This window comes from Streptomyces sp. NPDC049813 (genome assembly GCF_044465085.1).
GTDB lineage: Bacteria > Actinomycetota > Actinomycetes > Streptomycetales > Streptomycetaceae > Streptomyces.
Genome location: NZ_JBITLI010000005.1, coordinates 363,600 through 378,196, shown reverse-complemented (window position 1 = coordinate 378,196; position 14,597 = coordinate 363,600). Strand labels below are relative to the sequence as shown.

The following is a 14,597-nucleotide window of genomic DNA, read 5'->3' as shown; positions in this document are numbered from 1 at the left end:
GGCAACTGCCTTGCGCATCACGGGAATCAGCACGCATGTGGTCGGGACGCCCTGGCGGAACCTGACCTACGTCCAGGTGCACACCGACGAGGGCATCACCGGCGTCGGCGAGACCCGCATGCTGGGCCACACCGACGCGCTCGTCGGCTACTTGAACGAGGCGCTGGCCAACCACATCGTGGGGTCGGACCCGTTCGCCGTCGAGGACCTCGTGCGGCGCATGAAGTACGGCGACTACGGGCGGGCCGGCGAGATCGTCATGTCCGGCATCGCCGTGGTGGAGATGGCCTGTTGGGACATCAAGGGCAAGGCGCTCGGCGTTCCGGTGTGGCAGCTGCTCGGCGGCAAGGTCACCGACAAGGTCAAGGCGTACGCGAACGGCTGGTACACCACCGAGCGGACCCCGGAGGCCTACCACAAGGCCGCGCGGGCGGTCATGGAGCGCGGGTACAAGGCGCTGAAGATCGACCCGTTCGGCACCGGGCACTACGAGCTGGACCACCAGCAGTCCCTGTACGCCGTCTCGTTGATCGAGGCCGTACGGGACGCGATCGGGCCGGACGCCGAGCTGATGCTGGAGATGCACGGCCGCTTCTCCCCCGCCACGGCGATCCGGCTGGCGAACGAGCTGGCGCCGTTCAAGCCCGCCTGGCTGGAGGAGCCGGTGCCGCCGGAGAACCTCAAGGCGCTGGAGAAGGTCGCCGCCAAGGTCGACATCCCGATGGCGACCGGCGAGCGCATCCACGACCGCATCGAGTTCCGGGAGCTGTTCGAGAGCCAGGCCGTCGACATCCTCCAGCCGGACGTCGGCCACCTCGGCGGCATCTGGGAGACGCGCAAGCTGGCCGCGACCGCCGAGACCCACTACATGCTGGTCGCCCCGCACAACGTGGGCGGCCCCGTGCTCACCGCCGCCTCCCTCCAGGTCGGGTTCACCTCCCCCAACTTCAAGATCCTGGAGCACTTCAACGACTTCGCCGACGCGGAGATCAAGAAGGTCGTCACGGGCGCCCCGCAGGTCGTGGACGGCTACTTCGAGCTGTCGCACGCGCCCGGGCTCGGCGTCGAGCTGGACGTCGACGCGGCGGCCGAGTTCCCGCAGCAGCAGGCCCGGTTCGACCTGTGGGCCGAGGGCTGGGAGAAGCGCGCGCCGAAGGGGTCCCGGTGAGCTCCGCCGTCGTCGTCGACGGCCCCGGCCGGCACCGCCTCGTGCCGCACGAGCCCGCGGCGCCCGGCCCCGGCGAGGCCCGGGTGCGGGTGCACGCCGTGGGGATCTGCGGCAGCGACCGCGAGGTCTACCAGGGCAACCGGCCCGAGGGGTACGTCCGGTACCCGCTGACGCCCGGCCACGAGTGGTCCGGGGTCGTCGAGACCGTGGGCGAGGGCGTGCCGGACGGGCTCGTCGGCCGCAAGGTCGTCGGCGAGGGCTTCCGCAACTGCCAGGTGTGCGACCGCTGCCACGCCGGTGAGACGACGCTGTGCGCCGCCGGGTACGAGGAGACGGGCTTCACGCAGCCGGGGGCGATGGCCGCGACGCTGGTGCTCCCCGCCCGGCTGCTGCACGTCCTGCCCGACGACGCCGACCTGAGCGCCGCCGCCCTCCTGGAGCCGGCCGCGTGCGTCGCCGCCGCGGCGCTCAAGGCCGGGGCGCGGCCCGGGGAGCGGGTCGCGGTGGTGGGCACCGGGACGCTCGGGATGTTCGCCGTGCAGTTCCTCGCCGCGCACTCCCCCGCCGCGCTGCTCGTCGTCGGCACCCGGGACGAACGGGCCGCGCTCTCGCGGCAGTTCGGGGCGACGGACTTCCGGCTGCGCACCGACCCGCTGCCCGCGGACATCGATGTCGTGATCGAGACCGCCGGTTCGGCGTCGGCCGCCCGGACCGCCGCGTCCCTGCTGCGGCGGGGCGGGCGGCTGGTGCTCACCGGCATCCCCGCGGCGGGCGCCGAGGGGCTGGACCCCACGGATCTCGTCGTGCGCCAGCTGGAGGTGCGGACCGTCTTCGGGGCCGCTCCCGACGCGTGGGCGCACGCGGTGCGGGCGTTCGGCGCCGGGCTGCTCGATCCCGCGCCGCTGGTGACGCACGAATGGCCGCTCGAACGGTTCGCGGACGCCCTCGCGTTGGTGGGGTCCGGGGATCCGAAGGTCGGAAAGGTCCTGCTGCGGCCGTAGCCCCGCCGCCGCTCGCCGGCTCCGACCCCGATGTACGCAGCTGAACGCAAAGGAACTCGCGTGACCGACTCACCCCGCCGACCCGGCGAACCCGCCCTCTCCTCCCTCGGGCTGAGCGCGCCCGCCCCGGACCCGGCGGACGCCTCCCCGCACGCCTTCCCGGACGGCGGGACGTGGCGCGTGGAGATCCCCTCCGTCGAGGGCCCCGAGGCCGTCGGCGTCGTCCTGAAGGAGGCCTCGCGGCTCGACGTCCCCGTCCACCGGATCAGCCAGGGCAGCGGCGTGTGGATGCTGCGCGACGCCGAGATCCTGGAGATGGTCGAGGCGACCGCCGAGCGCGACATCGAGCTGTGCCTGTTCACCGGGCCGCGCGGCACCTGGGACACCGGCGCCTCCGTGCGCACCGACTCGCGCGGCGCCGGACTGCGCGCCCGCGGCCACGACGCGGTCGCCGGCTGCGTCGAGGACGCCGTACGGGCGGCGGAGCTGGGCGCGAAGTGCCTGCTCGTCGCCGACGAGGGCGTGCTGTGGACGCTGCACAGGGCGCGCGCCGACGGCGTCCTGCCGGCCGACACCACGCTGAAGGTCTCCGCGCTCATCGGACCCGTCAACCCGGCCTCGTACGCCGTGTACGAGCGGCTCGGCGCCGACTCGCTGAACGTGCCGTCCGACCTGACCCTCGCGCACCTCACCGAGATCCGCCGCCTCTCGGCGGCGCCGATGGACATGTACGTCGAGGCCCCCGACGACCTCGGCGGCTACATCCGCATGTACGAGATCGCCGAACTGGTGCGCCGTGGCGCGCCGTTGTACCTGAAGTTCGGCCTCGCCAAGGCGCCCGCCATCTATCCGTACGGCACCCATCTGCGGGACGTCACGCTCGACACCGCCCGGGAACGGGTGCGGCGGGGCCGGCTCGCGCTCGACCTGCTCGATCGGCACGGGGCCGGCGGCGGCATGTCGCCGCTCGGCTCCCGGCTGCCGGGTGAACTCCGCCGCTTCAGCACGGCCCAATAACGTTCTGGACACGCAACTTCACAGAACACGACAGAGCCGCGCACAATCCAACGCACTTTGGTTCTCGGTCAACAGCCGCTCTCCAGCGGTGACTTCAGGCCCTCCGACCGGGCTCCGCTCTCACACATCAAGGATGATGACCATGCGAAACCGCCGAGCCGCCCTGGCCGCGATAGCCGCGACCGCCTCCCTCGCGCTCACCCTGACCGCCTGCGGCCAGGACAGCGAGGGCGGCAAGGACGAGGGCAAGAAGGGCGCCGAGGGCTCCACGGTCGGCATCGCGATGCCGACGAAGTCCTCGGAGCGCTGGATCGCCGACGGCAACAACGTCGTGAAGTCCCTGAAGGCCAAGGGGTACAAGACCCAGCTGGTCTTCGGCGAGGACGACCCCGACCAGCAGGTCTCGCAGATCGAGAACATGATCACGCAGGGCGTCTCCGCGCTCATCGTGGCCGCGATCGACAACAAGTCGCTCAGCTCGGTGCTCCAGCAGGCCGCCGACGCCGACATCCCGGTCATCGCCTACGACCGGCTCATCCTCGACACCAAGGACGTCAGCTACTACGCGACGTTCGACAACGAGAAGGTCGGCGAGCTGCAGGCCGGTTCGCTGGTCGACAAGCTCGGCCTGGAGAGCGGCAAGAAGGGCCCCTTCAACGTCGAGCTCTTCGCCGGCTCCAACGACGACAACAACACCAAGTACTTCTTCAACGGCGCGATGAAGGTGCTCCAGCCCTACATCGACAAGAAGCAGCTCGTCGTCAAGTCCGGCCAGACCAAGCTCAACCAGGTCACCACGCTGCGCTGGGACGGCGCCACCGCCCAGAAGCGCATGGACGACATCCTGACCTCCACGTACAAGGGCAGCACGCGCGTGGACGCGGTCCTCTCGCCCTACGACGGCATCTCCATCGGCATCCTGTCGGCGCTGAAGTCGGACGGCTACGGCTCGGGCTCCAAGCCGCTGCCGGCTGTCTCCGGCCAGGACGCCGAGGTCGCCTCGGTGAAGTCGATCGTCGCGGGCCAGCAGTACTCGACCGTCTACAAGGACACCCGCGAGCTGGCCAAGGTCGCGGTGACCATGGTCGACGACGTGCTGCACGACAAGAAGCCCGCGGTCAACGACACCAAGACGTATGACAACGGCGCGAAGGTCGTCCCCTCGTACCTGCTGAAGCCGGTCCTGGTCACCAAGGACAACTACGAGAAGGAGCTCGTCACCAGTGGCTACTACTCCAAGGCCGACCTCGGTCAGTAGGCAGCCCGGTCCGCACTCGCTCCGAACCACTAGCTGAAGGGCACGACCATGGCGGGACCCGTCCTGGAAATGCGCTCGATCGTCAAGACCTTCCCCGGTGTGAAAGCGCTCTCGGACGTCAACCTGACGGTACATCAGGGTGAGGTCCACGCCATCTGCGGGGAGAACGGCGCCGGCAAGTCCACGCTGATGAAGGTCCTCTCGGGCCTGCATCCGCACGGCAGCTACGAGGGGGAGATCCTCTTCGAAGGCGAGCCCTGCCAGTTCAAGGACATCAACGCGTCCGAGAAGCGGGGCATCGTCATCATCCACCAGGAGCTGGCGCTCGTTCCCTACTTGTCGATCGCCGAGAACATGTTCCTCGGCAACGAGCACGCCACGCGCGGGCTCATCGACTGGCGGGAGACCCTGATGCACGCCACCCGGCAGCTGCGCCGGGTGGGCCTGGCGGAGAACCCCAACACCCGGATCAGCGACATCGGCGTCGGCAAGCAGCAGCTCGTGGAGATCGCCAAGGCGCTCGCCAAGGACGTGAAGCTGCTGATCCTGGACGAGCCGACCGCGTCGCTGAACGACGAGGACTCCGGCAAACTCCTCGATCTGATCCTGGAGTTGAAGGGCCAGGGCATCACCTCGATCATCATCTCGCACAAGCTGAACGAGATCCGCCGCGTCGCCGACTCCGTGACGATCCTGCGGGACGGCCGCACCATCGAGACCCTCGACGTGCACGCCGAGGAGACCTCGGAGGACCGGATCATCTCCGGGATGGTCGGCCGCGACCTGGAGCACCGCTTCCCCGAGCGCACCCCGCACCGGGCCGAGGAGGGCGCGGCACCGGCCCTGGAGATCCGCAACTGGACCGTGCACCACCCCCTGGACCGCGAGCGCAAGGTCGTGGACGACGTCTCCCTGCACGTACGGCGCGGGGAGATCGTCGGCATCGCGGGGCTGATGGGCGCTGGCCGCACCGAACTCGCGATGAACGTCTTCGGGCGGACCTACGGCCGGTACGCGGCCGGCATCGTGCTCAAGGACGGCGCGGAGATCCGCACGAAGACGGTCGCGGAGGCCGTCGGGCACGGCATCGCCTACGCGACCGAGGACCGCAAGCACTACGGCCTCAACCTCCTCGACACCATCAACCGCAACATCTCCCTCGCGGCGCTGCGCAAGGTCTCCAGGCGCGGTGTGGTCGACGAGCACGGGGAGCGGCAGGTCGCCGAGGAGTACCGCACGTCGATGAACATCAAGGCCCCGACGGTCTTCGAACCGGTGGGCAAGCTGTCGGGCGGCAACCAGCAGAAGGTCGTCCTCAGCAAGTGGATCTTCGCCGGGCCCGAGGTGCTGATCCTCGACGAGCCGACCCGCGGGATCGACGTCGGCGCCAAGTACGAGATCTACACGGTCATCGACAGGCTCGCGGCCCAGGGCAAGGCGGTGGTGTTCATCTCCTCCGAGCTGCCCGAGCTGCTCGGGATGTGCGACCGCATCTACACGATGAGCGCGGGCCGGCTGACCGGTGAGGTCACCCGCGCGGAGGCGACGCAGGAGTCCCTGATGCGCCTGATGACCAAGGACAAGAACGGGACAGAAGAGGTAACGCGATGAGCACGGACGTGATGGACAAGTCCCCGGCCCCCGCGCCGCCGGGCAAGGACGGAGCCACCGGGCAGGGCGGGCTGCTGCGTCTCGTGCTCGACGGGCTGCGCCGCAACATGCGCCAGTACGGCATGCTGATCGCGCTCGGCCTGCTCGTGGCCGTCTTCGCCGTCTGGACGGACGGCGACCTGATCCTGCCGCGCAACGTCTCCAACCTGGTGCTGCAGAACAGCTACATCCTGATCCTCGCGATCGGCATGATGCTGGTCATCATCGCCGGCCACATCGACCTGTCGGTGGGGTCCCTGACCGCCTTCGTCGGGTCGACGGCCGCCGTCCTCATGGTCAGCCACGACATGCCCTGGCAACTCGCGGCGGTGATCTGCCTCGCGATGGGCGGCGCCGCGGGATGCATCCAGGGCTGGCTGATCGCGTACGGCGGCATACCGTCCTTCATCGTGACCCTGGCGGGCATGCTGGTGTGGCGCGGGCTCACGGAGATCCTGCTGAAGGGGCAGACCCTCGGCCCGTTCCCGGAGGGCCTCGGCAAGCTCGGCAACGGCTTCCTGCCCGAGGTCGGCCCGAACACCAACTACCACAACCTCACCCTGCTGCTCGGCGTCGTGCTCGCCGCGGCCGTGGTCGTGCAGGAGCTGCGGGACCGGCGCCGCCAGCAGGAGTTCGCGCTGGAGCTGCCGCCGTTCAACCTGTTCCTGCTGAAGCTGGTCGCGATCGTCGCCGCCATCGCCGTGGTGACGATGCTGCTCGCCAGCTACAAGGGCGCCCCGATCGTCCTGCTCATCCTCGGTGTCCTGGTCGTCGGCTACGGCTACCTGATGCGCAACTCGATCTTCGGCCGGCACATCTACGCCATCGGCGGCAACCTCCCCGCGGCCAAGCTCTCCGGCGTGAAGGACAAGAAGGTCTCCTTCTACGTCTTCCTGAACATGGGCGTCCTCGCGGCCCTGGCCGGCCTGGTCGTGGCCGCACGCCTCAACGCGGCCTCGCCGAAGGCCGGTCTCAACTTCGAGCTGGAGGCGATCGCCGCGTCCTTCATCGGCGGCGCCTCCATGAGCGGCGGTGTCGGCACCGTCCTCGGCGCGATCATCGGTGGCCTCGTCCTCGGTGTGCTGAACAACGGCATGAACCTGCTCGGCGTCGGCTCCGACTGGCAGTCGGTGATCAAGGGCCTCGCCCTGCTCGCCGCGGTCGGTTTCGACGTGTGGAACAAGCGCCGCGCGGGTTCCTGACGGCACCCGCTCCACACATGGCACGTCGCACGTCGCACGTCATCAGGCACCACTCCCCGCACTAGGAGCGTCAGATGGACACGACCAGACGTACGGTGCTCGCGGTGACCGCCGCCGCGGGCATCGCCGCCACCACCACGCTCGGCGGCGGCACCGCCCAGGCCGCCTCGCGTGGAAAGCCGACGAAGGAGCCGTTCGGCAGGCTCGCCGACGGTACGAGGATCTACCGCTGGTCCCTGTCGAACGGCACCACCCGCCTGAAGGTCCTGTCCTACGGCGGCATCGTGCAGTCCCTCGAACTCCCGGACCGGCGCGGTCGGTACGCGAACGTCTCCCTCGGCTACGACCACATCGAGGGCTACGTCACCGGGACGACCTTCTTCGGCGCGACCATCGGCCGGTACGGCAACCGCATCGCGAACGGCCGCTTCACCCTCGACGGCAAGACCCACCAGCTCTCCGTGAACGACGGCGCCAACTCGCTGCACGGCGGCGCGAAGGGCTTCAACACGCGGGTGTGGGACGTCGAGCCGTTCACGGCCGGCTCCGACGTCGGCCTGCACCTGCACTACACGTCGATCGACGGCGAGATGGGCTACCCCGGCACGCTCAAGGTGACGGTCACGTACACGCTCACCGCGCGCGGCGACTGGCGCATCGACTACAAGGCGACGACGGACAAAGCGACCGTCGTCAACCTCACCAACCACACCTACTACAACCTTGCGGGAGAGGGCAGCGGCGGCATCTACGACCACGAACTCACCCTCGCCGCGTCCCGCTACACGCCCACGGACACCGGGCTGATCCCGACGGGTGAGCTGGCGAAGGTGGCGGGCACCCCCTTCGACTTCCGCCGCCCGAAGCCGATCGGCGACGACATCCGCGTCGCTCACCCGCAGCTCGTCACGGCGAAGGGCTTCGACCACAACTGGGTCCTCGACAAGGGCAGCACGGCCCGCCCGGTGCCCTTCGCGACCCTGCGCGACCCGGGCTCGGGCCGCACGCTGCGGATCGCCACGGACCAGCCCGGAGTGCAGTTCTACTCGGGCAACTTCCTCGACGGCACGCTCGTCGGCCCGTCCGGGCGCACCTACCGCCAGAGCGACGGACTCTGCCTGGAGACCCAGCACTTCCCGGACTCCCCGAACCAGCCCGCGTTCCCCTCGACGGTGCTGCGCCCCGGTGAGACGTACCGTACGACGACGGTGCACTCCTTCGGCGCCTCCTGAGCCACACCGCGGGTCCGTCTCCGCAACCGGAGCCCCGCGGGGGAACGTCCGCCCCAGTAGGGTTCGAACGCGGATGCGGCGACGGGACCGCTCAGGCACGGGGGGCACGGGGGATGGGCTACACGATTCCGGGTTGGCTCGATGACGTCCTGGACTTCATCGGGATCAACTTTCCGAACGTGGACGAGGACGACTACCGCGAAATGGCGACCGCCATGCGGGAGTTCGCGGAGCAGTTCGAGGGACACGGCGGCGACGCGCACAAAGCGGTGACGCGCATCCTGTCCTCGTCCGAGGGCTGGGCCGTGGACTCGTTCGAGAAGCACTGGAACCAGGTGAAGGCCAGCCACCTGGAGAAACTGCCGGAACTTGCCCGGCTGTTCGCGGACGCCTGCGACGTGCTCGCCGACATCATCTTCGGGATGAAGACCAAGGCCGAGATCGAACTCGGTGCCATGGCCGCGTCGGTGGGCATCTCGGCCGGTCTTGCCGTGGTGACCGGCGGTCTGTCCGCGCTGATCGGCGCGGGTGAGGTCGCGGCGATGCGGCAGGTGGTCAAGCGGATCATCGACGAGGCGGTGGACCGGATCGTCGACGAGGTCCTCGCCAAGATCACGGAGCCGATCAACGCCAAGCTGGAGGCGATGGTCGAGGACATGGTGCTCGACCTCGCCGAAGGCGCCTTCTCGATGCCGTCCGGCGACGGCAGCGGCGGTGGCGGGCACGGCGGCAAGGGCGGGATGCACATCGCCTCGGCCGGCGGCGCCGGAGGGGCCGGAGGGGCCGGAGGGGCCGACCTCCAGCTGGCTTCCGCCGGCGGCGGGGGCAAGCGCACCAAGATCGACCACATCGAGTTCGAGGACGGCGCGGGCAAGGTCTCCAAGCACGGCGGCGAGCTGCACCTGGCCTCCTCCACGTCCCTGGGCAAGGCGCGCAGTGCGTTCGGCCGCAGCAAGGGCCGCGACCCCTTCACCCAGGCATTCGACAGCGTGCTGCACGGTGCGCTCAAAGGCTCCGAGAAGGCGCTCGGCAAGGTCGCCCAACACATCACGGAGACCGTGCCGGACCGCGCCAAGGCCACCTCCCGGCTGCACAAGGGCAACGACCACGACGTCCGGGACAAGGTCGAGGCCATCATCGGGGGCAAGAAGGACGGGGGTGGCAAGGGCGGTGACGGCCACAGCGGTTCCGGGTCCGCTCCCACGATCGACGCGGCCCGGAAGAACGATCCCGACCTGGTGGACCGGGCCAAGGACGCCCGTGCGTTCAAGGACAAGGAGTTCTGCGGGGATCCGATCGACATGGCCAGTGGGCAGATGGCCATGGCGCAGACGGACGTCGACCTGCCCGGCATCCTGCCCCTGACGCTGCGCCGCACCCACCTGAGCGGCTACGCCCACGGCATCAGTTTCGGTCCCTCCTGGGCCTCCACTCTCGACGAACGTCTGGAAAGGGACCCGGCGGAGGGTGTCTGGTGGCGCCGCGAGGACGGCTCCAGCCTGTACTACCCGCGCACCCCGGACATCGTCGGCGACCGGGTCGACCCGGCCGCGGGTGAACGACTCGCGCTGACGTACCTGTCCCAGGGCACCTCGTACGTCCTGGTGGTGCACGATCCCCGGACCGGCCTGACCCGTCACTTCGAACCCGCGGAGGAGCGCGAGGGCACATGGTGGCTGACCCGGGTCGAGGACCGCAACCACCATCACATCACCATCGAGCGGGACGAGCACGACGCCCTGACGGACGTCGCCCACTCCGGCGGCTACCACCTGACCCTGACCACGGCCCCCGGCACCCACCGGGTCACCGCCGTGCACGCCCGCACCGAGGACGGCCCGCTGTGCCTGCGTGGCTTCTCCTACGACGCCGGGTCCGGTGATCTCGTGGAGGTCCGCAACGCCGCGGACGCCCCGACCCGTTTCAGCTATGACGACGCCCACCGCGTCACGGGCTGGCGCGACAGCAACGACACCAAGTTCGCCTACGTCCACGACAGCGCGGGCCGAGTCGTCGCCACCCGGGGCAGCGACGATTTCCTGAACTCCCGCATCAGCTACGCCGACCCCCACGAAGACGGCACGACCACCGCTTCCTACACCGACTCCCTCGGCCACACCACCGTCTACCGTGCCAACCCGCACGGCCAGGTCATCGCGATCACCGACCCGCTGGGGAACACGACCACGCGGACCTGGGACCTGCGCGACCGGCTCCTCAGCTGCACCGACGCGCTGGGACACACCACGGTCCACAGCTACGACGACGAGGGCAACCTGGTCGCCGCGGTGCGCGCGGACGGAGGCGAGACGACCGCCCGGTACGGCCTGTTCGGGAGGCCCACCGAGATCACCACATCGGACGGCGGTGTCACGCGGCACACCTATGACGACCGCGGCAACCACACGTCCGTCACCACTCCGGCGGGCCTGACCACCCACTTCGGACACGACGAGGCGGGCCGCCTCACCTCGGTCACCGACCCGATGGGCGAAGTCACCACCGTCCGCTGCGATGCGGCCGGGCTGCCCGTCGAGATCACCGATCCACTCGGGGCGACGACCCGCCAGACCCACGATCCGCTCGGTCGTCCGGTCACCCGCACCGACGCCACCGGTGTGACGGTCCGCATGGAATGGACGCCCGACGGCCACCTCGCCCGGCGGGTCCTGGCCGACGGCGCCGTCGAGTCCTGGACGTACGACGGCGAGGGCAACTGCACCACCTACACGGATGAGCTCGGCGGCGAGACCAGGTACGAGTACACCCACTTCGACCTGCCGGCCTCGCGTACCACACCTGACGGCGTACGACTGGAATTCACGCACGACACCGAGCTGCGCCTCACCGGAGTCCTGAACCCCCAGGGTGCGACCTGGACATACACCCATGACGCAGCAGGCAGGCTGGCCGCGGAGACCGACTTCGACGGCCGCACGATGCGTTACCGCCACGACGCCGCAGGCCGCCTGACGGCCCGCACGAACGCGCTCGCGCAGACCACCGCGTTCGAGCGGGACGCGATGGGCAGGATCCTGCGCAAGGACGCGGACGGTCGGGTCACCACGTACGCCTACGACACCGGCGGGCGGCTCACCGGTGCCACCGGCCCTCAGGGCACCCGGCTGTCCCATGTGCGCGACTCCGCCGGGCGGCTGCGCACCGAGAACGTCGACGGTCGCGAGCTCACCTACACCTACGACCGTGCGGGGCGTCGCTCCGGCCGCACCACCCCGATGGGCGCGACCACCACCTGGACCTACGACGCGGCGGGCCGTCACAGCGGCATGACCGCGGCCGGCCGCTCGATCGACATCACCTACGACGCGGCGGGACGAGAACGCACCCGGAACGTCGGCGACTTCCTGGCGCTGGACCACCACTACGACTCGCTCGGCCGGCTCACCTCCCAGGCCGCCGTCGCCCGGGACGGCCGCACGCTCCAACACCGCTCCTACACCTACCGCGCCGACGGCCGGTTGTCCTCGGTTGACGACACGCTGTCCGGATCCAGGCAGTTCGAGATGGATGCGGTCGGCCGGATCACCGCGGTCCGCGCCGACCGATGGAGCGAGACGTACGCCTACGACGCCGCGGGCAACCAGACGACAGCCCACTGGCCCGCCTCGCACCCCGGGCACGAGGCCACCGGCACGCGGGTCTACGAGGGCGACCGGATCACGCGCGCCGGTAACGTCCGTTACGAGCACGACGCCCTCGGACGAGTGATCCTGCGGCAGAAGACACGGCTGTCCCGGAGGCCGGACACCTGGCGCTACGAGTGGGACGCCGACGACCGGTTGACCCAGGTCACCACCCCGGACGGCACCCGCTGGCAGTACACCTACGATCCGCTGGGCCGCCGTACGGCGAAACTGCGCCTGGCGGCCGACGGCGAGACCGTCGTCGAACGCGTCGACTTCACGTGGGACGGCACAACGCTGTGCGAACAGACGACCCGGGCCCGCGGGGCGGCCCATCCCGTCACCCTGACCTGGGACCACCAGGGCCTGCGACCGGTCACCCAGACCGAGCGCATCACGGCGGCCGACGCTCCGCAGGACGTGGTCGACTCGCGGTTCTTCGCGATCGTCACCGACTTCGTCGGCGCCCCCCGTGAACTGGTCGACGAAGAGGGCCGCATCGCCTGGCGCACGCGCACCGCCGTGTGGGGCACCACCAGCTGGAACACCGACGCGGACGCCTACACCCCGCTCCGCTTCCCGGGCCAGTACAGCGACCCGGAGACGGGCCTGCACTACAACTACTTCCGCCACTACGACCCGGAGACCGCCCGGTATGTCACCAGTGACCCCCTGGGCCTCGCACCGGCACCGAACACCCGGACGTACGTCACGAACCCGCACCACCAGGCCGACCCGCTCGGCCTCGCGCCGGCTTGCGGAGAGCGGGAGTTCTACACCGTGCAGAACCCGGAGGACGCCGCCCGGCTCAGGCGGGACGGCACCCCGTGGCCGGCCGCCGACCACCGCGCCCATCTGGGTCCCGGCGTGTACTCGTGGAGTTCACGTGAGGAGGCCGAGCGCTACGCGCAGCTCCTGCGCGACCGGCGCGGCGCCGAGGTGGAGATCATGCCGTTCCGCGTGAGTGAGGCGGATCTGTCCGCCATGCGCCAGACCCACGTGGGCGACATGTCGAGCGAGGCCGAGATGGAAGACTTCATCGACCGCCACAGCATCATGTACGGGCGCGGCGAACCGCACGACTACGACTACATCACCCGTCCCACGAACATGGGGACGGAGAACTACTTCCACTCCCGCGTCTTCGACCGGCTGAGATTTCTCTGAGGACACCCATGACGTACACGCACCTGTACAAGAAGCGCATCGGCCCGTGGGGGCTCGTCGCGCGGATCTCGTTGGATGTCGCGGCCATGGACGAGGCGCCGTCCGGTGCGCGGCGGGTGGAGGGCGGTGCGGCGGTCTGGTGGGTGCCGCCGCGGGGGATGGTCGCGGAGGACGAACGCTGGATGGCGTTCGGTCTCGGGCTCGTCGCCGGGCAGCTCGACGCGGTGCGCGGCGGGTCTCCCGCTCTGGTGGTCACGGTCGTCGAGTGGGACGTGCCGATGCTGACGGACTACCAGGAGGAGGTCGCCGCGGCAGCTGTCATCGCCTGCCTCCAGGAGGGATTCGGCATCGAGGGGGTCGCCACCGGTCTCGCCTTCGACCGGGAGCGGAACCGCTACACGTTCACCTGGGGCGGGCAGCAGGAGCGACGGGCGTGACGCCTGTCGGCCCCGCAGCGGCGGGGCCGCCTGGTGCCCGGTTCGGCTCGCGGTCTACGCCGGCCGGATCACGTTCCACGACAGCGGCTCCAGCGTCGCGCTGAGCGTGCCCGCCTCCAGTGTCGTGCCGGTGCCCGCGTGCGGGGTCACCCGGTCCGGGTCGGTGCGGGTGTTGCGGGCGTCCGGATCGGCGTCGGCGAGGACCGAGTGCTCACAGGTCCGCGGTGCCGTGCCGCTCCGTGTCGTAGGTGGGGCCCGAGACGCGGACGTCCAGGACCTCGCCGCGGCCGTACCGGCCGGCCTGCGCGTAGCGAGCCGAAGACGACCGCGTCGGTGACCGAGTAGACGTCCTCCAGGATGCGGGGGGCCTCGGGCCAGTCCAGGGCCGCGACCTGGGACTCGGTGCGCGACATGTACCAGACGTTCCACTCGTCGAAGGAGAGGTTGATCTTCTTCGTGGACTTGAGGCGGGCGCCGACATGGTCGCAGGTCGCCACGGCGTGCTCGATGAAGGACTCCATGTCGACCGCGGAGGCGAGGAAGGAGTCCCGGTCGCCGTCGTGCTCCTCGTAGTAGGCGTGCAGCGATATGTAGTCGACCAGGTCGTAGGTCTCGGCCAGGACGGTCGCCTCACATGCGGCGAACGTCTCCTGGACCGGCCCGAGCTGCCGCAGGCGACCAGTTCGACGTCCTTGTCGATCTGGCGCATGGCGCGGGCGCCGTTGAGGAACTGTTCGCCGTCGGCGGCGCCCGCGATCGCGTACCCGTCTGTGACGTGCCGGCGCAGGAACTCCAGGACCTGGGTGGCTCTGCCGGTGTCG

The 14,597-nt window shown here is 70.0% G+C and carries 9 protein-coding genes and 1 pseudogene; 9 read left to right on the top strand and 1 reads right to left on the bottom strand.

Annotated features, from left to right (window positions below):
- Positions 1 to 10 precede the first annotated feature (10 nt).
- From ACIBW6_RS14320 to ACIBW6_RS14280, 9 genes are all read left to right on the top strand, one after another.
- On the top strand, positions 11 to 1,168 hold the full coding sequence (locus tag ACIBW6_RS14320) for a mandelate racemase/muconate lactonizing enzyme family protein (protein WP_399059579.1): 1,158 nt from the start codon (positions 11 to 13) through the stop codon (positions 1,166 to 1,168).
- Positions 1,165 to 2,169: a zinc-binding dehydrogenase gene (locus ACIBW6_RS14315; protein WP_399059578.1), complete on the top strand. Its 1,005-nt coding sequence runs from the start codon at positions 1,165 to 1,167 to the stop codon at positions 2,167 to 2,169. Before ACIBW6_RS14320 ends, ACIBW6_RS14315 begins: the two co-directional genes overlap by 4 nt.
- 30 nt (positions 2,170 to 2,199) lie before the next feature.
- Positions 2,200 to 3,186, top strand: a complete 987-nt coding sequence (locus ACIBW6_RS14310) for a hypothetical protein (protein WP_399059577.1) — start codon at positions 2,200 to 2,202, stop codon at positions 3,184 to 3,186.
- A 142-nt stretch (positions 3,187 to 3,328) separates the two neighbouring features.
- Positions 3,329 to 4,444 carry a multiple monosaccharide ABC transporter substrate-binding protein gene (gene chvE / locus ACIBW6_RS14305; protein ID WP_399059576.1) on the top strand — a complete coding sequence of 372 codons (1,116 nt, stop codon included), beginning with the start codon at positions 3,329 to 3,331 and terminating at the stop codon, positions 4,442 to 4,444.
- A 48-nt stretch (positions 4,445 to 4,492) separates the two neighbouring features.
- Positions 4,493 to 6,055: a multiple monosaccharide ABC transporter ATP-binding protein gene (mmsA, locus tag ACIBW6_RS14300; RefSeq protein WP_399059575.1), complete on the top strand. Its 1,563-nt coding sequence runs from the start codon at positions 4,493 to 4,495 to the stop codon at positions 6,053 to 6,055.
- On the top strand, positions 6,052 to 7,296 hold the full coding sequence (mmsB, locus tag ACIBW6_RS14295; protein WP_399059574.1) for a multiple monosaccharide ABC transporter permease: 1,245 nt from the start codon (positions 6,052 to 6,054) through the stop codon (positions 7,294 to 7,296). The genes mmsA and mmsB overlap by 4 nt, the downstream gene beginning before the upstream one ends.
- A gap of 74 nt (positions 7,297 to 7,370) precedes the next feature.
- On the top strand, positions 7,371 to 8,528 hold the full coding sequence (locus ACIBW6_RS14290; RefSeq protein ID WP_399059573.1) for an aldose epimerase family protein: 1,158 nt from the start codon (positions 7,371 to 7,373) through the stop codon (positions 8,526 to 8,528).
- 113 nt (positions 8,529 to 8,641) lie between these two features.
- A complete protein-coding gene (locus ACIBW6_RS14285; RefSeq protein ID WP_399059572.1) occupies positions 8,642 to 13,339 on the top strand; it encodes a DUF6531 domain-containing protein in 4,698 nt (1,565 codons plus the stop codon).
- An 8-nt stretch (positions 13,340 to 13,347) separates the two neighbouring features.
- Positions 13,348 to 13,776 carry a hypothetical protein gene (locus ACIBW6_RS14280; protein WP_399059571.1) on the top strand — a complete coding sequence of 143 codons (429 nt, stop codon included), beginning with the start codon at positions 13,348 to 13,350 and terminating at the stop codon, positions 13,774 to 13,776.
- A 54-nt stretch (positions 13,777 to 13,830) separates the two neighbouring features.
- Here ACIBW6_RS14280 and ACIBW6_RS14275 read toward each other — a convergent pair.
- Positions 13,831 to 14,494, bottom strand: a pseudogene (locus ACIBW6_RS14275) (alpha-L-arabinofuranosidase C-terminal domain-containing protein); the annotation flags it as partial.
- Between the last annotated feature and the right edge of the window lie 103 nt (positions 14,495 to 14,597).